Genomic DNA, 18880 nt, shown 5'->3' with positions numbered 1-18880 from the left:
CGTGTAAGCGATCAATACGCACCAGTTGTAGGCGATATAGGTCCCGTCGATGAAGACCTGGTCGTAGACCTGCCCGGTAGGTGTCCAGATAGGGCGGGTTTGCCAGCACCAGGCATGCTTGCGGTCCCAGGTTCGGGTGTTGGGCGCGCCTAGGCGTCGGGGTGTGGTTGTGGTGATGTAGGTGAGGAATTCAGCGAATTCTTGGGCGTGTTTTTGCCGGTCATCGGTCGCGGTGAAACTGTAGCGGCATTCCTTGCAATACCAACGCTGACGGCCGTTTGGGTGGTGGCCGTTTTTCTTCATGGGGGTATCGCATACAGGGCAACGGCGGGCGCGTGTGGAAAGGGTTTTCACTACATGGGGATATCCCGGTGTTTGTCAAGCATGCAAGGTTATTGAGGTCGAAAAGCTCAATAACCCGGACTTTCTGTTGGTATAGCAAGGGAAAGTCCGGGTATTAGCAACCATTTCTGTCTATTTACCCTACGCCATCACCATCCCAATCGCCCACGAGCAGCTGATCGCCGGGATTTCCGTACGACAGTGCCACATCAGCATCGCCGCTCTTGAGCGAGTTGGATAGGAACACCTGGTTGCCGCGGCGCACGGCGAAGGTGTCCATGCCATCACCATTCCAGTCACCTACCAGGACGCGGTCACCGGCCCGGCCATAGGAGAAGGATGTTTCCGCCTTACCACCCGCGAGGGCGTTATTCACGAAGAACACATTCCCACGCTGAACCGCAAAGCTCGACTTGCCATCCCCATCGAAATCACCGGCCAGCAACACGTCGGCCTCGCGCCCGAAGCTGAATACCTGGTCAGCGTCCCCGGAACGAATCGAGTTAAGGACAAATACTTGGTTGCCGCGCCGAACCGCGAAGGTGTCCTTACCGTCTCCATCCCAGTCACCAACCACGATGGTGTCATCGGTGCGTCCGAAGGAAATCACTTCATCAGCAACTCCGCCGGCGAGGCTGTTCTTGATATAGATCTGGTTGCCGCGCCGGACAGCCAAGGTTTGCTGGCCATCACCATTCCAGTCCCCGGCCAGGATTTCGTCACCGGCTCGCCCGTAGGAGAAACCTGGCTGGGCTGCCGTGGAGTCCCAATCATTGGATAGATGGAACGTATTGCCAGTGTTACCCGGCTGCACCGGGGGAGTGGGCGTGGCCGTGGGTACGGGCTTTGGTGAAGGGGCCGGTTTCTCGGTGGGCGTCGTCGTTACTGAAGGAGTAGGCCCCGGATCGGGTTGCGCAATACCTGCCGATTGCTCAAGCCCGGCCAAGGTAAATTTCGCTTGCTTGATATACGCAAGATCGGTGCGTACATCGTACCCGCGCCCGGCCGTGCCCTTCCAGGAATGCGAGAAGTCCTTATCCCAGTGGCCGTAGGAATGCATGATGAACGTGCCATCGGGCAGCGTTGTGACGCCCGTATACCCGGTATCCCCGCCGTAACGGTTATTCGACCAATCCCGCTCCAGCAGGATGCGATACTGGCCCGGGCGCTGCTGCATTAAGTCATCGAACGTGCCGACCCAGGCCACCCAGTTCCCGGCCTTCCAATCACTGGCACCATCGTGGCGGCCGTTACCGTTGAGGTCGTAGCGGATTTCCCGCATGGGAACCACCACCCGGCCGGAGACGGGATCATAGACCGGCTTATGCCGCTCGCCGGCAAGGGAACCGGGAAGCTCCACTGGCTTCGACCACGTCTTGCCCTCATCCTTGGAGACGATCATCGTGGGGAGATGCGCGTGGGACTGGCTGCGCGCCAAACCAATAATCCGCTTGCCATCGGGAGAGCGGAACATGCCGATCTCACACATCTGATGGGACTTTTCAATATCGCGATGTTCGGCCAGGTAGGGAACCGGATCAGACCACTTCTCAACTCCGTTTTCAAAGGTGAGGTAGGTCTTGTAATTGACGAAATCGTAATCGTGATAGACGCCCATCCATTTTTGGATTGGCTGGCCGGCGTCGTCGCGCAATTGCACCAGGGAAGCCATGGCAACAATCGCGGCATTATCCTTCCCATCGTGCTTGCGGACCGGGTGGAAATTGGTGTATTCGCTCCACGTCTCGCCATTGTCATCCGAATAGGAGGTATTCCACCCGTAACGATGGCCGGCATTATCAACACCCCACCCCGGATTAGCGGTAATGAGCATGAGGCGCTCCGAGCCGTCCTCCCGGATGAGGGAATACAGGGTGGGAGTTTCCTGCGAGCCGGTCCACGACTTCGGGGTATCGGTCTTTTCCGTCCACGTTTGCCCCTGGTCATCCGAGACCATCATGACCAGCGGGCCCTTGCCGTGCCCGGCCGGGAACGCGGAAATCAAGCGGCCAGTTTTCGTTTGTACCAGATCGGGTTGGCCCAAATACTGGCGATTCCCGCCCGGCTGGCGCATAACAGTGCTGATATTCGCGTCATTGAGCTTGTATTCGGGGATCGTATTGCGCAGGGGGAGCTGGGGTTGGGCAGGTCCGTTTTTGCCGGGATCTGCTTTGCCGGGGGTATCTTGACCGGGCTGACCCGGAGTCGGCTTTCCCTGGTCCGGATTGCCTTGCGCGGGATTCTGCGGGCGCTCCTTATCGTAGAGAGCCTTCACATCGGCCGCGCTCAGCGCGGAGTTGTAGACCGCCAGTTCGTCAATGGCCCCGGTGAAACCAGTTCCACCAATAACATCCGCGGGAATAAGCACGCGATGGTTCTTCGTCCAGGAGTTCTTATCAACCGCCTGGCCATTGACGTACATCGTCATCCCAGCGGTTTTCGACTGCGTCCAGGCAAGGTGATACCAGGTACCACCGGCAAAATCGTATTTGAAAGTAAGCACATCGCCGCGGCCCTTACCCACATGGAATCCAGCCTGGCGGTTCGCAGCTAATTTCAGATCAAAAGAAAAATCCTTCTTGCTATCCATGAGCACGGAGGTGCGCTCACGGGGTTCCGCATCCGAGCGCACCCAATAGCTCACCGACCACGGATCATTCTCAGAAATAGATACCGGCTGGGAAAAACTGAGACCTTTGCCGTTCTCAACTCGCAGGGCGGTGCCCGATACGCCATCCACCAGCGGCGCCTGTGCCTGATCTGGATTGCGCTGCCCCGCAGAATCCGCGAGATTCGTATCGAAGGTGTACTTATGAATGGGGGTAGCTGCCTGCGATGCGTGGGCGATAAGGGTATTGCCGCCCGGCAAGGTGAGGAGTAACGCACCGGCAACAGATATAAATCGGTATAAACGTTTCACCACTATTCGCTTTCGATGAATGTGACAGTTATGAGCACGAAGCGTCCGCGACACTGCTTGCGCCACAACCCAGGCCAGGGGTTGCCGTGCTCGTCTACAAGATCACCGGTTCTTGTTCTGAACATACTAGGAGCGTGGCCGGGCGGGAGTAAGTGCCTTTTAGTCCTAAAGTCTGACAACTTTTTGTGAGGTGAAATACGCTTAGGCTGAGTGGTGGCGGGGAAGGCACGTAGCTGCGCCGTCGTTCCAAAAGGATCCGGGGGTCGTGAGCGAAATTTGTCTGACCTGCGCAAATGTGCGCGTTTTAAGGGTGTTGTCTCTTTTCTCGGAGCCGCCGGCGCAGTACTTTAACTTCCATGTGCGGAATTGTTGGGTACGCGGGCCCGCGCTCGCGAGCAGAACAGGGAAGAACGAACGGTGCCGAAACGGCAGGCATCAGTGCCGCAACCGAAGCCGCCACGGGCGTCGCAACCGGCACCACCGAGCGTGCGCTGCAGGTGGTCCTCGAAGGTTTAGCCCGCCTGGAGTACCGCGGCTATGACTCGGCCGGGGTAGCGGTAGCAGGGCCGGAGGGTCTGCGCGCGGTCAAGCGTGCCGGGCGTCTCGATAACCTGCGCCAAGCCCTTCAGGACACCCCGCTGCCGCCCGCGCAGGTGGCTATCGGGCACACCCGTTGGGCCACCCACGGCTCGCCCTCGGATACCAATGCCCACCCTCACGTTTCTTTCGACGGCCGGGTTGCTATTGTCCACAACGGCATTATCGAAAACTACCGCGAACTTGCCCAGGCACTCGCGGGTGAAGGTATCAGGCCCGTCTCCGATACCGATTCGGAAATTGCGGCGCATATCCTCGCCCAGCAGCTTGCCGCGGTTGAACAAGAAACCGCCGCGGCCAGTGTCACGGCCAGCACTGCCACCACCGCGGAGCCCGGCTCAGGCTCCGCCCTCTTCCGCGGTATGCTCGCCACCGCGAATATTATTGATGGTTCTTTCACCCTCGTCGCTATCGACCGGGATCACCCCGATACCGTGGTGGCGGCGCGGCGGAACTCGCCGCTGGTCATCGGCCTGGGCGAGGGGGAGAACTACCTGGGTAGCGATGTGGCCGCTTTCATCTCCGAAACCCAGCGCGCCCTGGAAGTCCCGCAGGATACCGTGGTGGAAATCAGCGCGGATGCGGTGCGGCTCCTCGGTTTTGACGGCTCGCCGCGGGCGGGTAAGGAATTCACGGTGGATTGGGATGCTTCGGCAGCTGTCAAAGGCGGATATGCCACTTTCATGGACAAAGAGATCCACGAGCAGCCGCGCGCCGTCGCCGATACCCTGCGCGGGCGCGTGGTTAATGACTCTCTCCAACTTGACGAAATGCGCATCAGCGAATCCGTACTGCGCACCATCGATAAAATCATCGTGATTGCCGCGGGCACCGCTTCTTATGCCGGGCAGGTGGCGCGTTACGCCATCGAGCATTGGTGCCGCATCCCGGTGGAAGTGGAACTCGCCTCTGAATTCCGTTACCGAGACCCGGTGGTGGGGGAGAAGACGCTCGTCGTCGCCATTTCGCAATCCGGGGAAACAATGGACACGATTATGGCGGTGCGTCACGCGCGCGAACAGGGCTCGAAAGTCCTCGCCATCGTCAATACCTACGGCTCAACCATCGCGCGCGAATCCGACGCGGTGCTCTACACCCACGCCGGTCCCGAAATCGCGGTGGCCTCCACGAAGGCTTTCGTGGCCCAGATCACCGCGTCCTACCTGCTCGGGCTCTATCTGGCCCAGATTCGCGGTAATAAATTCCGCGACGAAATCACCGGCTACCTCGACGAGCTCGAAAAAATGCCGGCGCGCATGGAAAAAATGCTCGCCCAGGAACCGCAAATCCGCGCCCTGGCCCGCGAACTCAAGGGCGAAAACTCGGTGCTTTTCCTCGGCCGGCACGTCGGTTTCCCCATCGCCTTGGAAGGCGCCCTCAAACTCAAAGAAATCGCTTACGTACACGCCGAAGGTTTCGCCGCCGGGGAACTCAAGCACGGCCCCATTGCGCTCGTCACCGAAGACCTGCCGATTTTCGTGATCGTCCCGACCCCGCGCCGCCCCGAACTGCACGCGAAAACGCTTTCGAATCTGCAAGAGGTCCGTTCGCGCGGGGCCCGCACCATTGTGGTTGCGGAGGAGGGCGACGACGCCGTGCGGGATTTCGCCACCGCGGTATTCTGGGCCCCCCGCGGTACGCCCACCCTTATGATGCCGCTCGTTACCGTCATCCCCCTGCAGATCTTCGCTTCGGAGATGGCGGCGGTGCGTGGCTACGACGTGGACAAACCGCGCAACCTGGCCAAATCCGTGACGGTCGAATAGCGGGCCTGACAGGGACCGGCGCTCACCCGGCTGACCTGGCGCGAAGGGCCGGCCTCGGCACGTTTCCGAGCGCCGGCCCAGCTGTGTTGATTTTCGCGCGCCGGCCGCATTGGAGTTATCAGCTTGGCGCGATAACATGGGAAAATGGATTTCGTGAACGATTTTGCTCCTCTTGCTCTAACCTATGACGATGTGTTGCTTGTTCCGCAACCAACTGATGTTATTCCTTCCGAAGTCGATACCTCTTCCCACCTGACCCGCAATATTGTGCTGAAAACCCCCATGGCTTCCGCGGCCATGGATACGGTCACGGAGCGCGATATGGCTGTTGCGATGGCACGCCAGGGCGGTATTGGGATTATTCACCGTAATCTTTCCCCGGAAGATCAGGCCCAGCAGGTTCGCGAGGTCAAACGTTCCGAATCCGGCATGATCACCGACCCGGTGACCGTTGCCCCGAATGCCACGATTGCCCAGCTTGACGCCCTGTGCGGGCAGTATCGCGTGTCTGGCCTTCCCGTTGTGGATGAGCAGAAGCACCTGCTCGGTATTATTACCAACCGTGATTTGCGTTTCGTTCCGGAAGATGAGTACGCCACCACCCGGGTTGAGGACGTGATGACCCGCATGCCGCTGGTGACCGCACCCACGGGCGTGTCCCGCGCGGATGCCCGGGCGCTCCTCAAGAGCCACCGGATTGAAAAGCTGCCCCTTATTGATGAGGATGGGCGCCTCACCGGCCTTATCACCGTCAAGGATTTCGTCAAAACCCAGCAGTACCCTAACGCTTCCAAGGATTCTCAAGGCCGCCTCCTCGTGGGTGCGGGCGTTGGCTACCTGACCGATTCGTGGGAGCGGGCCGGGATGCTTGCTGATGCCGGCGTAGACGTGCTCGTTATCGATTCGGCGAATGGGGAAGCGAAGCTCGCCCTTGATATGATTCGCCGCCTGCGTGCCGATTCCGGTTTCGACGGCGTGGAGATTATTGGCGGCAATATTGCTACCCGTTCCGGTGCCCAGGCACTGATCGATGCCGGGGTGGATGCGGTCAAGGTCGGGGTGGGCCCCGGGTCTATCTGCACCACCCGCGTGGTGGCAGGTGTGGGAGTGCCGCAGGTGACCGCGATTGTTGACGCCGCGCGCGCCTGCAAACCGGCCGGGATCCCGCTGATCGCGGACGGCGGCCTGCACTGGTCCGGTGACATCGGCAAGGCCATCGTGGCCGGCGCGGATACTGTTATGCTCGGTTCGCTCCTGGCTGGCTGTGTGGAGACCCCCGGGGATGTTATTTTCGTGAACGGCAAGCAGTACAAGCACTTCCGCGGCATGGGTTCCCTGGGGGCGATGAGCTCGCGCGGCAAGAAGTCCTACTCCAAGGATCGCTACTTCCAGGCCGATGTGACCTCCGATGCCAAGCTCATTCCGGAAGGTATTGAAGGCCAGATTCCCTTCCGCGGCCCGCTGGCTTCCGTGCTCTACGAACTGGTGGGCGGCCTGGGCCAGACCATGTTCTACTCGGGTGCCTCCACCATTGCCGAGCTGAAGGAAAAGGGCCGCATGGTCCGCATGACCGGCGCCGGCCTCAAGGAATCGCATCCCCACGACGTGGAGATGACCGTAGAAGCCCCGAATTACTCCGGGCTCAAGTCCTAAATATTCCTACTCATAACCTCCTTTAGCTCGCTGCCGCGAGTGGCGTGGCTGGGGTGGTAGCGAGGGCCGGGAACGTAAGAGCGCGTTCCCGGCTTTTCACTATGCGCCGCAAGGTACGACGCCGCAGCCCGGCTTCTTGCATGGCTGGGTGACGCGCGTGGCCGAATTGTGCGTGGTCCGGTAGGAAGAACCCTGCGAACTACACACGTGGCTGGGTTTAGGCGCGCGGGACGGGCCAGCCTTCCTTGGGGCCATCCGAGCGGCCTACCTTACGCAAAAACTCTTGGAATTCGCGTTCGGCAGCGATCTGAATATCCACGATTTCCCGCAGCTCCTTTTCCCGCAGCTGGGGGAACCGTTCCAGCATGGCACCGAGTACCCGCAGTGTTGCCACTACATCCGCTTCCGCGTTATGGAAAGAATCATCCTGGAACACCCCGTAGTGCATAACGAGGTTTTCTAGGCGCCGCTTACCCTTCCGGTAGCGATCTACCCCGCGATCAAGCAGATAAGGATCAATAACCGGGAAAATCTCCCCGCCCAAGCGCTGGCTGAGGGTGGGGAGCCCGTGGCGGGCCAGTTCACTTTCGAGCAGCGTGAAATCATAGGAGGCATTAAAAGCCACCACCGGCTGGCCGGCTGCTAGTTGCGCACCCAAAATATCCGCGATTTCACCGAGCACTTCCGCGATGGGGCGGCCCTCCGCGCGGGCTTGCTCCGTAGTAATGCCATGCACCTGGCTGGCGGCTTCCGGAATATCCACCCCGGGATCCGCCAACCAATACCGCCGCGAGGTTCCCTCACTATCCACCCGCACGAGCGAGCAGGTGACGAGGCGATCACGCCGGGGATCCACCCCGGTTGTTTCTGTATCAAAGCCGATAAGCGGCAGCGTGGTCCACACGGTTCCTATCCTTTCCGCGGCCCGCGCCGCGCTTCTGTCCTGGTGCTTCGTAGTCTAATCCGCCCCTACGACACGAAAACGTACCGGTTCCTATCTGCGGCTACGTCCGCCGCGTAACGATATCCAGTGTTTCAACACGGCGACACCGATGAGCAGCAACCCGTAGAGGAGCAACAGGACAAGTCCAGTTCCGGGTGGAAGCATATTTCCGGAATCATCACCCTTGAGGATACTGATACCGGCAATTCCGGGAAGGTACTTTCCTACCTCGGGAAGAAGGGTCTGGACAAGAGGAGCGATAACCGCCACAATCGTGAGCAGAACGGCCACGCTGGAATATCGAGATCGAAAAATAAGACAGATACCCACGCAGAATATGCACAGGGTGGCAAGATACCCGAGTACCGCGCCTACCGAAGGTAGCGAGGCTAACAACAGTTCGCGATACTCTGCGGCGCTCAGATTTGAGGCATCTATACCGCGCGGTGCCAGAAATCTGTACATCACCGCGGCGCCAGTGGCCTGACCCAATCCCCACAAACACACCGCTACGCCACTACATATGGCTCGGGCTAGCAGGGTCAGCGGCGTGACGGGGAGAACCAAGGTAGTGATATCACGGTAACGCGGTTGGTCATCGAAATTTAGTAACACGCATGTTAGGACAGCTGCAATGGGCTGCGCAAAAACAATGCTGACCGCGATGGCGGTAGATAAAGCTGCACTATCGGCGTGAAGTTCGCCGGCTCGGGGGAATAGTTGCAGGGCGGTCATCATGTTCCCGGCAACTACACACAGCCCGAGAACGACACCGATCCGTACCTGAGAAGCCACCTGAATGAGCGCACCGCGCAGGTGCCAAATCGCCCTATCGCGGGCACGCAAAGAACTCATCATGACGAGACCTTACGGTGTTCGGACCAGGAAAACCCGAGTGCAATGACAATCATCCACGCGAGCAGGACGAAAATATTTGTGCCCCAATGCGCGGCCACATCCGCAGCAAGTTCTGGTGACATAGCCGAATTGGTGAGCATATCACCCTGCAAAATCAGGCCGTAAGCGGCCAGGTCCGGACTCCAACGTGCGAGGGGCGTGACCCGAGATAAAAGGAACGACAGCGGAACAACTGACTGATTGAGCAGGAGAAAAAGGAGAGGGATCGTCCCGGATTGGAATACCGAGGTGAGGAAAGAAGCTAACCAGCACAGCACAGTCCAGTAGATGAGGAGGCCACATAACGCTTGTACATTGAAGTGGCTCCACTGGAAAGCACCCACGCCGAAGCCGGCAAGCAGCGCGAGGCTGAGGTATATCACGACAAAGAAGAAACCTACTAATAGATGAGCAGCTGCCCAAGTGGAACGACGTGGCACCGCCACCGCGGTGAGAGTTCGGGTAGAAGCGTGGTGGGGCTCCAGGGGAACCAAGTTTTCAGAGATGGATCCTACCCCGGAAATAATTGGGGCGAGGGAAAGCATAAGGAGCGCCTGCAAGAATAAAGAATAATCAGCGTGCCAGAGCTTACCGTCGCTGTACTGTACGAATAAGAACAATGCCGCCGGCAAGAAACATGCCACAAATGCGATTCGCACAGATTGTGAGGTCCACCAGAGAATCCATTGCGCGCGTACTAATCGCGGAAATGACCTAAGCATCTGTGTCTCCTTCGCGGTTCGTAGCTCCGCTAGCCTTATCGGTTGTAGTCGGGTGGGAAGCCCAACGGCCGGATGACAGGTTGCCGTGAGCCAACGTGGCGGCGCCGTCGTACACCACTCTGCCTTGTTCCAGAACCACTAGACGATCACAGGTATCGGCAAGGAAATCCAATAGATGACTGGAAAGCACAACCGTTTTCCCATCGCGCCGCCACATCGCAATCAGCTGTAGCAGTAACTCAATTCCTTGCGGATCAAGACCATTGGACGGTTCATCTAACAGCAGGACGGGAGGGTCGCCGAGGAGCGCGGCCGCTAAACCGAGACGTTGATTCATGCCCAGAGAGAGTTTTCCGGCTTTTCGAGTGGCCACGTGATCCAAACCAACCGTATACAGCACTTCGTCAATGCGCTGACTCGAGAAGTGGTGGGTGGCAGCGATCCATGCCAGATGCTGGCGCACAGTACGCGAGCGTGTTGCCCCCGAACCGCCCAGAAGCGTTCCCACGTAGCGAAGCGGGTAGTCCAGTTGCCGGTAGGGACGCCCAAAGATGAGAGCTTGTCCATGCGTGGGTGGTTCCAGGCCAACTAAGAGGCGTATGAGTGTGGATTTTCCGCAACCGTTATGGCCAGCTAAACCCACGATCTGGCCGGGAGTGAAACTGAGGTTGAGTTCGTGGAGCGCGTTTTGGCCACGATATATTTTGGATAAGTCCGTGGTTTCTATGGGAAGTGTTGTCATGCTTCTATGCTGGCGGCTCACCTCACGGGACGCATCAACCTGGTGTTCGATACTCGTGGCCCTAGCTCACCCCGGGTTCCGAGGGAAAAATCAGCCCGTGGGCCGATGGGGTGGGAATGCTGGCCGGGTAGCATATGCGCTATGTGTGCTACCACCTCTCCATCGCGTCCCGCATCCATTCGCGTGACCGCCGCTCACACGGCGCAGAAGAAGGAAAACCGCTGGGGAGTGCTGGGCAGGGCGGTGCTACCACTACTTGTTCTGGGATTTATGGTCTTTGTGGCAGTCCCGGAAAAATACGAAATCTGGTGGCGCCTAGCGATATTTGCGCTCTGCGGGGCGCTGCTGGGGTGGCGGTATTGGCAGTGGCTTGTGCAAAGAAGACGCAATAGTGAGTTGCAAGCACAGGCGGAAACTGAAAAAATCCTATCGGAAGATCGCCTAGCCCTTGCCGCGGAGCTGCACGATATAGTTTCCGACGGCTTGGGATTACAGCACTTGCGACTTACCCGGGCTCTCGAAGAAGTGACTGATCCGGCAGCCCGTGCAGCGCTGAGCGATATCCGGGACTCTAATAAACAAACCATCGCTCAGATGCGTGCCGTTCTTGACCGCTTGCAGGGCCGTGATACTAGCCCTCCCGGGATGCCGGATCTGGAACAGATTTTTGCAGCAGCACACCGGCACGGCATGGAGCTCAGGGGCACTTCCGAAGTGCTCGCAACTATCCAAGGGCTAAATCCGCAACTGCGCAGGCTCTTCATCGCCACCTGCCGGGAAGGACTCGCGAATACCGCCCGCCATGCCGGACCCACCATCGTCACCTTCCAGATTGAAGAAAAAGGCACAGGCGTGAGCCTCGAACTAGTAGATCAGGGGCCGGCACCGGATTGGCAGCCCATCATCGGCTCCGGGATCGGCTTGGATCACCTACGGCAACGCGCCGCTGAATGTGGCTATGTCGTGGGCGCCGGGCCAGTGGGCGCCGGGTGGAAACTATGCATTTACCCCGAGCGAGAACGGTAATACCCGGGATGTATAAGGAGGTAGCACATTATGATTCGGATTGCGATTGCAGATGATCAGGGACTACTTCGGGAAAGCCTCGCGGTTCTCCTAGAACAACAGGAGGACTTTCGCGTGGTGGGCAGCGCCGGAGACGGCGTGGAAGCCTGCCGTATGGTGCATGAGACAGATATTGACGTTCTGCTGTTGGATATTCGCATGCCTCTGCTGGACGGGTTGGACGTACTCAAGGAGCTGAAACGGAATGCCTTCCCTGGGCGTGTTGTCATGCTGACCATGTATCAGGATGACCTGTATCTGCGAAAGGCCTTGAGCCTGGGCGCTGACGGGTACCTTCTCAAAGATAGCGAATCCGAGACGATTATCTCGACGATCCGCCAGGTATCGGTGGGAAACAGGGTGCTTGACCGCCAGGTTCTGGATCATGTAGTACAGGGTTACCTCCACGAAAGGGGCCGGTCGCCTGGTGCGGTACCTGAATTACAGAATTTGACCGCACGGGAACTTGAAGTCTTGACCCTCATCGGTAGCGGTTTAACTAACCCAGAAATTCGGGGGCAACTATATATTTCAGAAGGTACCCTCAAAAGCCACATCAACGCGATCCTGCGCAAGACGGGCGCTCGCGACCGCTCGGCAGCCATCGTCCTGGCCTTCCGAGCAGGATTGGTGACACCTAGCTGAGCCGGATTATTCGCATCGAGCTAAGGAAGCTTTCCGTCCCGCATTTCCAGGGCTGTTTCAGCTTAAGTTACTCTAATAGGGAGTTGCGAATCAGCTCTGAGCTGCCCGGTAGGAAAGGAACGCTATGCAATTCGCGGTGCTATCCGAGAATGAGTACAACGACTATATGAGTGCGCAACGGTGTTTCCTCTCCCAAACGGTCAGCTACGGGCGGGTGCGCCAGGCCGAAGGCTACCGGGTGGAATATGTAGGCGTGCGTGATAACACCGGTACGGTTTGCGGGGCCGGTCTCATTATGTACCAGCCCTGGAAAAAGCTTTTCACCCGGGCTTCCCTCGCCTACGGTCCCACTCTGGACTGGAGTCAGCGCGAGGTAGTTGCCGCTTTCTTCAGCGGGCTCAACCGGCATTTCGCTTCCCAGCCGCGCCTGCTTACCGCCCGGATTAACCCGATTTTGGCGCGCCGCTGGTACACGGATATTACGCCCCTGGAAGATAACCCGGTTGCCGACGCGGTCTCCCACGCCCTGGAACGCGATGGCTGGCGCCACCTTCCTTATGAATTCGGGGAACGCTCCGATATTCAGCTGCGCTGGATTTACACCAAGACGATCTCCGGGATGAACTTCGAGGAAGCCAAAGCCACCCTCGCCAAGGGGCTGCGGCGTCGTTTCAATAATGAAAACCGCTACGGGGTGGAAACCCGTTTCCTCGGGCCGGAAGATTTCGACGTTTTCGCCCAGCTCTACGCGAGCACTCGCGACCGTACCGACGGCATGCCGGAGCTCTCGGCCTCCGCGGTACGTTTTTACCGCGATCTGATGGCGGATATGGGGCCAGAACGCGCGCTGCTCGCGGTGGCCTATGTATCTCCGCGCCGCTACCTCGACCAGATCGCCGCCGAACGCACTGAGGTACACGAGCGGATTGAGGTGCTGCGCGGACGTAAAGAAACGAAGGCGCGTGATCGTGAGCTTGAGCAGGCTGCCCAGCGCCTGGAGGTGCTTGACGGTCAGGAAGAGATGGCGCGCGAAACCCTGGCCGAGCGCGGCGACGCGGAGATTCCCTTCAATGCCGCACTCGGATTCCGGGTCGGTTCCGAACTGATTTTGCTGCTGGGCGGGATGGATAAAACGCTGTCCGCCTACGCGCGGGATTATCCGGTCGAGCGTGCCATGTTCAAATACGCTTGCGACGAGGGCCTGGATATCTACAATACGTTCGGGATTTCCGGGGACTTTTCTGAGGACGCGGATGATGCCAATATCCTCGCCTTCAAACGCTGGCTCAACGGGCAAGTCGAGGAATTCGTGGGCACCTACGAAAAGACGTTCGCGCCCCGCTTCCTTGCCCGCGTGCTGGGTGCAGAAACGCGCTAGCCGCGCGGATGCGTGCCGCGGCCCGCTCCCTCGCCTCGCTTTGCCGGTAAAGTGGAGGCCGTGAGCGAAATCGAGATTGGGCGCGGCAAACGCGCGCGGATGACCTATACCCTGGACGACGTCGCTATCGTGCCCACCCGGCGCACCCGGGACGTTCGTGAAGTCTCCACCGCCTGGCAGTTAGACGCTTACCACCTCGATATTCCGGTGCTCAGTGCCCCTATGGATTCGGTGGCCTCCCCGGATATGATGATCCGCCTGGGGCAGGCCGGGGGCCTGGGCGTGGCAGACCTTGAGGGCCTGTGGACCCGTTACGAGGATCCCACCCCGCTGTATGAAGAAATCGCCGCGCTGCCTGCCGAATCTGCCACCGCGCGCCTCCAGCAGATCTACGCGGAACGCCCCATCGATACCGGGCTGGTGCGCTACCGGGTGGCGCAGCTGCGCGCTGCCGGAATCACGGTAGCAGGGGCCTGTTCACCGGGCCACGCGAAAGAAATTGTGCCGCCGGCTGCCGATGCCGGCCTGGATCTCCTGGTGATTCGCGGGACCACGGTGAGTGCCGAGCATGTGTCCACCACTCGTGAACCGCTGAATCTGCGCGGCCTTATTTACGATCTTGATATTCCGGTGCTGGTGGGCGGCGCGGTCACCTACCAGAGCGCGCTGCATCTCATGCGCACCGGCGCGGCCGGGGTGCTGGCCGGTTACGGGGGAGGGGCCGCTTCTGCGACGTTACGTACCGTGGGGATCGCTGCCCCCATGGCGACGACGATAGCCGATATCGCGGCCGCCCGCCGCGACTACCTCGATGAATCGGGCGGGCGCTACGTTCATGTGATTGCGGACGGCTCGGTCGGCAGCTCCGGGGACCTCATTAAAGCCCTGGCCTGCGGGGCAGATGGCGTGATGCTCGGAACTATTCTGGCACGGGCCAGTGAAGCACCCGGGCGCGGCTGGCACTGGGGGCCGGAAGCCCGCCACCCGCGCCTTCCCCGCGGGGAACGCGTATATGTGGGAACCGCCGGGACGCTGGAAGAAATCCTGGTGGGGCCCACCTCGAGCGCCCGGGGGCACACCAATATTATGGGGGCGCTGCGCCACGCTATGGCCGCCAATGGTTACTCCGATTGCAAGGAGTTCCAGCGCGCCCAGCTGGTGGTCACCCGCCGCTAGGCGCGCGCATTACGGCAGCTATGCGCGCTTCCCGCAGTGAGGCCGGCATCGCGGTAGCCACGCGGCCCACGCATTACGGTGTATCGCTTTTACTGCGCGTGATACCGGTAGACGTTGGTATCCCGCGCTTCGAAACCACAGCGCCGGTAAAGCCGGTTGGCAGCCTCCCGGCTGGGCCGCGAGGTCAAATCCACCGATTTCACCCCGAGTTGGGCAGCGTGCGCCAGGGCGGCTTCCACAAGTTGCTGGCCGGCGCCGTGGCCGCGGGCGGCGTCGTCGACCACTACGTCCTCAATCCAGGCCCGCGTTCCGGTGGGAATCTGGAAGGTGACGAGGGTGAGCATCCCGAGGATCGGGGCGCTTTCCGCTACCCGGTACACCAATTGGTAGACCCCAGGTTGGGCAAGCAACTCCGCGGCGGCAGCGCGCGAGAGCGGTGCGCTGCTTGAGGAGAGCTGCGGGATGAGGCGCTGGCAGGCAGCCAGGAAATCCTCGGTCACATTCTCTTGCAGGGAAATCATGCGTCCTCCGTGGGGGTGCTGGGGATATTCTCCAGATCGGCCAGCCACACCCGGCTGGTGGCATCGGATGGCATGCGCCAATCCCCGCGCGGGGAAAGCGAGCCACCCGAAAGGATCTTCGGGCCGTTGGGGAGAGTGGAACGTTTGAATTGCTGGGAGAAGAAACGGCGGTAGAAAAGCTCCATCCACTTCTTAATCTCCGCCAGGGTATAGGCGTGGCGGGCATTCCCCTCGATACCTTCCGGCCAGAAGCCGCGAGAGGAATCACCCCAGGCTTCCCGGGCTAGGAAAGCAATTTTCGAGGGCAGGAAACCGTAGCGCAGCGCGAAGTAGAGGGTGAAGTCCTGGAGTTCGTAAGGGCCGATTTTCTCCTGGGTGGATTGCAGCGCCCCACCGGCATCCGCGGGAACCAGCTCCGGGGAAATCTCCGTATCGAGAATATCCGTGAGGGCTTGCGCACCCGCGCCGGCCAGGAAGTCCTGGCGGGCCATCCACCGCAGCACATGCTGCATAAAGGTTTTCGGCATCCCCGCGTTCACGTTGTAGTGACTCATATGATCACCGACCCCGAAGGTGCACCACCCGAGGGCCAGCTCGGATAGATCCCCGGTGCCCAGCACGATACCGCCGTGGAAACCGGCCAGGCGGAACAGGTAATCCGTGCGCAGCCCGGCCTGTACATTCTCGAAGGTGAGATCGTAGACCGGCTCGCCACCCGCGAAGGGATGGCCCATATCGGCCAACATTTGCCGAGCCGCCGGGCGAATATCAATCTCCTCCAGCGGCACCCCGAGGGCTTCGCATAGCGCATAGGCATTGTTCTTGGTGTGCTGGGAGGTGGCGAAACCGGGCAGGGTATAGGCAAGGATATCCGTGCGCGGGCGCTCCAGCAGATCCATGGCCCGGCAGGCCACCAGCAGCGCGTGGGTGGAATCGAGCCCGCCGGACACCCCAATAATCAGCTTCGCGGAGCCGGTGGCCCGCAGCCGCGTGATAAGCGCGTAGACCTGGATGGAAAAAGCTTCGAAGCAATCGCGGTCCGGATTGTGTTCGCTGCCGCCCATAAAGGGGAAACGCACCACTTCGCGGTGCAGGCGCTGATCCGCAGGGCTCAGCGCGCTCATATCCGGGATGCCGGCAGTGAAATGAATGGTGCGGAAAGAATCCGTGCCCGGGTTGGAGTACGCATCGCGTTCGGTGCCCTGGGCGAGCGCATTGTCATTAAAGGAGCCGTTGCGCTGGCGTTCCTGGCGGATACGATCCAGATCAATATCACCCAGGGTGGCGCTGTGGCCGGCCGAAAAACGCTGCCCGGCCGCGATTTTCTCCCCGCATTCGTAGATCACGGTTTGGCCGTCCCAGGCCAGATCCGTGGAGGATTCCCATTCGCCATTCGCCGCGTAGATATAGGCCGCCGCGCAGCGTGCCGAAGCCCCGCGGATCAGCAGATCGCGGTCATCTTCACGCCCCACCGTGACCGGGGAACCGGAAAGATTGACGAGCACCTGCGCCCCAGCTAGGGCCGCGCGCGCCGAGGGCGGGATAGGAACCCACATGTCCTCACAGATCTCCACGTGGAAATCAAAACCGGGAATATCACTGGCGGAGAAAATCAGATCCGGGCCAAAGGGAACGGTATCCCGCCCCAGCGTATAGGCCCAGGCTTCCTCGGTGTGTGCGAATTCGGCCCGTTGCTCATCGGAAAGCCCGGTGCTCCAGGGCGCATCCGTGCACACCCCGGGCAGTTCAATATCCGCATTGCGCAGCCCCGCCCCGGAAGCGAAATGCCGCTTCTCGTAAAATTCCCGGTAATTGGGGATATAGGACTTGGGCACCACGCCCAGCACATTCCCGTGGTGGAGCACAACCGCGCAATTATAGAGGCGGTTGCGCCAGTGCAGCGGCGCCCCCACAATGAGTGCCGCATCGAATTCCGCGCTGGCTGCCCGCACGGTTTCCAGGGCCTCCAGGGTGGCGCGCAGCAGCGCATCCTGGAGGAACAGATCTTCCGCGGAATACCCGGTGAGGCTCAGCTCCGGGAACACGGCCAGCACCGCACCCTGTGCGCTCACCACCCGGGCGGCCGCAATAATGGCCTGGGCATTGCGCTGCGGATCGGCCACCACCACTTCCGGGGAGCAGGTGGCCACGCGCACGTAACCGTGACTGTAGATCGAGGAGAAATCGCTCATGGGTCTAGTCTGCCATTGCCTTCGACACGCAGGAATCGTCAAACTCAGATTCGGGCAGCCCCAGCGCCCCGCTCAACGAATCAAAAACCCCGCGGTGGGTGATTTTCCCACCGCTAATATTCACGCCGCTAGCGAAACCGGGATCCGCGCTGGCGGCCGCGCGCCACCCCTCGGCCGCCAGGCGCACCACGTAGGGGAGTGTCGCCGTCGTCAAAGCTTCTGTGGAGGTGCGCGGAACCGCACCGGGCATATTCGCCACGCAGTAGAAAATCTTGCCGTCCACCGTGAAAGTGGGCTCAGCGTGGGTGGTGGGATGCGAATTCTCGAAGCATCCGCCCTGGTCAATGGCAATATCAACAAGCACGCTGCCCGGGCGCATGCCTTCCACCATCGCGGAGGATACCAGCTTGGGAGTGGAGGAGCCCGGCACCAGCACCGTGCCGATCACCAGATCGGCATCCGCCACCTGCTCCTCGATGGTCTGCGCGGTGGAGGCGAGGGTGGTGAGCATCCCGGCGTGACGCATCTCCAATTGGGCGAGCCGCTCAATATTAATATCCAGAATCGTCACGTTCGCGCCCATCCCGGCGGCCATAACCGCGGCGGATTCCCCGGCGATGCCCGCGCCGATCACGGTCACTTTACCCTTGCGGGTGCCGGCCACCCCACCGATAAGAATCCCGGCCCCGCCCTGCGCGTCGAGAAGATAATGCGAACCCACGATGGGGGCGAGTTTGCCGGCCACCCGGCTCATGGGCGCGAGCAGCGGCAGCGCGGTGCGTTCGCGCACAGTCTCATAAGCGATGGCGGTGGTGCCGGCATCCAGGAGCGCACGGGCGAGCTTCGGCTGGGAAGCCAGGTGCAAATAGGTGAAAAGCACCAGGTCCTCGCGCAGATACCGGTATTCTTCCACCTCGGGTTCCTTGACTTTGAGAACCGCATCGGCGCCCCACACTTCGGCCGCGTCTGTGCAGATACGTGCCCCGGAGGCAACGTAGGCGGCGTCGGCGCATCCGGAGGCCGCCCCGGCCCCGGCCTGGACCAGCACTGTGTGCCCGGCCGCGGCCAGTTCGCGCGCACCGGCCGGGGTGAGCGCGACCCGGTATTCGTTATTCTTCAGTTCTGTGGGAACGCCAATAATCATGTGCTTAGTCTACGGTGCTCGTGCGCGCTGCTCCTAGGTAGGAACGACGACGGTGCTGCGGGGGCGGCGCGGGGCGCGCCCCCCCCCCCCCCCCGCCCCCCGCCCCCCGAAAACACCCCCCCCGGCCCTCGCATTACCGTGTGTTCTTTGAACCAGCGCCGCGCGTGTCGTCAGCGC

At 60.5% G+C, this 18880-nt stretch carries 15 protein-coding genes; 6 read left to right on the top strand and 9 right to left on the bottom strand.

Annotated elements, in window-relative coordinates:
• A partial coding sequence (locus PWJ82_RS08365) for an IS1/IS1595 family N-terminal zinc-binding domain-containing protein (RefSeq protein WP_425536594.1) occupies positions 1 to 354 on the bottom strand: 354 nt, incomplete at its 3' end.
• A 124-nt stretch (positions 355 to 478) separates the two neighbouring features.
• Positions 479 to 3265, bottom strand: a complete 2787-nt coding sequence (locus PWJ82_RS08360) for a LamG-like jellyroll fold domain-containing protein (RefSeq protein WP_274736204.1) — start codon at positions 3263 to 3265, stop codon at positions 479 to 481.
• Between the two features lie 353 nt (positions 3266 to 3618).
• On the opposite strand from PWJ82_RS08360, the gene glmS reads away from it, so the two are divergent.
• Both glmS and guaB read left to right on the top strand, forming a co-directional pair.
• A complete protein-coding gene (glmS, locus tag PWJ82_RS08355) occupies positions 3619 to 5625 on the top strand; it encodes a glutamine--fructose-6-phosphate transaminase (isomerizing) (protein ID WP_274736203.1) in 2007 nt (668 codons plus the stop codon).
• Positions 5626 to 5769: 144 nt separating this feature from the next.
• The gene (gene guaB, locus PWJ82_RS08350; protein WP_016443053.1) at positions 5770 to 7278 is read left to right on the top strand and encodes an IMP dehydrogenase; all 1509 of its coding nucleotides are present in this window, start codon (positions 5770 to 5772) and stop codon (positions 7276 to 7278) included.
• 217 nt (positions 7279 to 7495) lie between these two features.
• On the opposite strand, the gene PWJ82_RS08345 is transcribed toward guaB, so the two are convergent.
• The 4 genes from PWJ82_RS08345 to PWJ82_RS08330 form a co-directional block, all read right to left on the bottom strand.
• Positions 7496 to 8182, bottom strand: a complete 687-nt coding sequence (locus PWJ82_RS08345) for an exonuclease domain-containing protein (protein ID WP_274736200.1) — start codon at positions 8180 to 8182, stop codon at positions 7496 to 7498.
• Between the two features lie 90 nt (positions 8183 to 8272).
• Entirely contained in the window at positions 8273 to 9079 is an 807-nt protein-coding gene (locus PWJ82_RS08340; protein ID WP_274736199.1) for a hypothetical protein, read from the bottom strand.
• Positions 9076 to 9762, bottom strand: a complete 687-nt coding sequence (locus tag PWJ82_RS08335) for a hypothetical protein (RefSeq protein WP_274736198.1) — start codon at positions 9760 to 9762, stop codon at positions 9076 to 9078. Before PWJ82_RS08335 ends, PWJ82_RS08340 begins: the two co-directional genes overlap by 4 nt.
• Positions 9763 to 9832: 70 nt before the next feature.
• Positions 9833 to 10582 (bottom strand): ABC transporter ATP-binding protein, encoded by a 750-nt coding sequence (locus PWJ82_RS08330; protein WP_274736197.1) that lies wholly within the window; start codon positions 10580 to 10582, stop codon positions 9833 to 9835.
• A gap of 141 nt (positions 10583 to 10723) precedes the next feature.
• Here PWJ82_RS08330 and PWJ82_RS08325 point away from each other — a divergent pair, with 141 nt between their 5' ends.
• The 4 genes from PWJ82_RS08325 (at position 10724) to PWJ82_RS08310 (ending at position 14846) form a co-directional block, all read left to right on the top strand.
• Complete coding sequence (locus PWJ82_RS08325) at positions 10724 to 11608, top strand: sensor histidine kinase (protein ID WP_274736195.1); 885 nt, start codon at positions 10724 to 10726, stop codon at positions 11606 to 11608.
• Between the two features lie 30 nt (positions 11609 to 11638).
• Entirely contained in the window at positions 11639 to 12292 is a 654-nt protein-coding gene (locus PWJ82_RS08320; protein WP_274736193.1) for a response regulator, read from the top strand.
• Between the two features lie 124 nt (positions 12293 to 12416).
• On the top strand, positions 12417 to 13670 hold the full coding sequence (locus PWJ82_RS08315) for a lipid II:glycine glycyltransferase FemX (protein ID WP_274736192.1): 1254 nt from the start codon (positions 12417 to 12419) through the stop codon (positions 13668 to 13670).
• 60 nt (positions 13671 to 13730) lie between these two features.
• Positions 13731 to 14846 (top strand): GuaB3 family IMP dehydrogenase-related protein, encoded by a 1116-nt coding sequence (locus PWJ82_RS08310; protein WP_274736191.1) that lies wholly within the window; start codon positions 13731 to 13733, stop codon positions 14844 to 14846.
• Positions 14847 to 14935: 89 nt separating this feature from the next.
• On the opposite strand, the gene PWJ82_RS08305 is transcribed toward PWJ82_RS08310, so the two are convergent.
• From PWJ82_RS08305 to ald, 3 genes are read right to left on the bottom strand one after another with little or no spacing between them, the layout of a single operon-like run.
• Positions 14936 to 15367 (bottom strand): GNAT family N-acetyltransferase, encoded by a 432-nt coding sequence (locus PWJ82_RS08305; RefSeq protein ID WP_274736189.1) that lies wholly within the window; start codon positions 15365 to 15367, stop codon positions 14936 to 14938.
• Positions 15364 to 17559, bottom strand: a complete 2196-nt coding sequence (locus PWJ82_RS08300) for an NAD(+) synthase (protein WP_274736187.1) — start codon at positions 17557 to 17559, stop codon at positions 15364 to 15366. Before PWJ82_RS08300 ends, PWJ82_RS08305 begins: the two co-directional genes overlap by 4 nt.
• Positions 17560 to 17563: 4 nt before the next feature.
• Positions 17564 to 18703 carry an alanine dehydrogenase gene (gene ald / locus PWJ82_RS08295; RefSeq protein WP_274736185.1) on the bottom strand — a complete coding sequence of 380 codons (1140 nt, stop codon included), beginning with the start codon at positions 18701 to 18703 and terminating at the stop codon, positions 17564 to 17566.
• Positions 18704 to 18880 lie beyond the last annotated feature (177 nt).

It is taken from the genome of Actinotignum schaalii (assembly GCF_028864145.1).
Lineage (GTDB): Bacteria > Actinomycetota > Actinomycetes > Actinomycetales > Actinomycetaceae > Actinotignum > Actinotignum schaalii_B.
The sequence above is the reverse complement of the archived record's forward strand: the minus strand, read 5'-3'. Positions and strand labels throughout refer to the sequence as shown.

Bases quoted from the DNA above. Each gene is read 5' to 3' on its own strand.
- PWJ82_RS08325 (WP_274736195.1), top strand. From the start codon at position 10,724: ATGTGTGCTACCACCTCTCCATCGCGTCCCGCATCCATTCGCGTGACC.
- glmS (WP_274736203.1), top strand. From the start codon at position 3,619: ATGTGCGGAATTGTTGGGTACGCGGGCCCGCGCTCGCGAGCAGAACAG.
- PWJ82_RS08340 (WP_274736199.1), bottom strand. From the start codon at position 9,079: ATGATGAGTTCTTTGCGTGCCCGCGATAGGGCGATTTGGCACCTGCGC.
- PWJ82_RS08315 (WP_274736192.1), top strand. From the start codon at position 12,417: ATGCAATTCGCGGTGCTATCCGAGAATGAGTACAACGACTATATGAGT.
- ald (WP_274736185.1), bottom strand. From the start codon at position 18,703: ATGATTATTGGCGTTCCCACAGAACTGAAGAATAACGAATACCGGGTC.
- guaB (WP_016443053.1), top strand. From the start codon at position 5,770: ATGGATTTCGTGAACGATTTTGCTCCTCTTGCTCTAACCTATGACGAT.
- PWJ82_RS08305 (WP_274736189.1), bottom strand. From the start codon at position 15,367: ATGATTTCCCTGCAAGAGAATGTGACCGAGGATTTCCTGGCTGCCTGC.
- PWJ82_RS08300 (WP_274736187.1), bottom strand. From the start codon at position 17,559: ATGAGCGATTTCTCCTCGATCTACAGTCACGGTTACGTGCGCGTGGCC.
- PWJ82_RS08330 (WP_274736197.1), bottom strand. From the start codon at position 10,582: ATGACAACACTTCCCATAGAAACCACGGACTTATCCAAAATATATCGT.
- PWJ82_RS08320 (WP_274736193.1), top strand. From the start codon at position 11,639: ATGATTCGGATTGCGATTGCAGATGATCAGGGACTACTTCGGGAAAGC.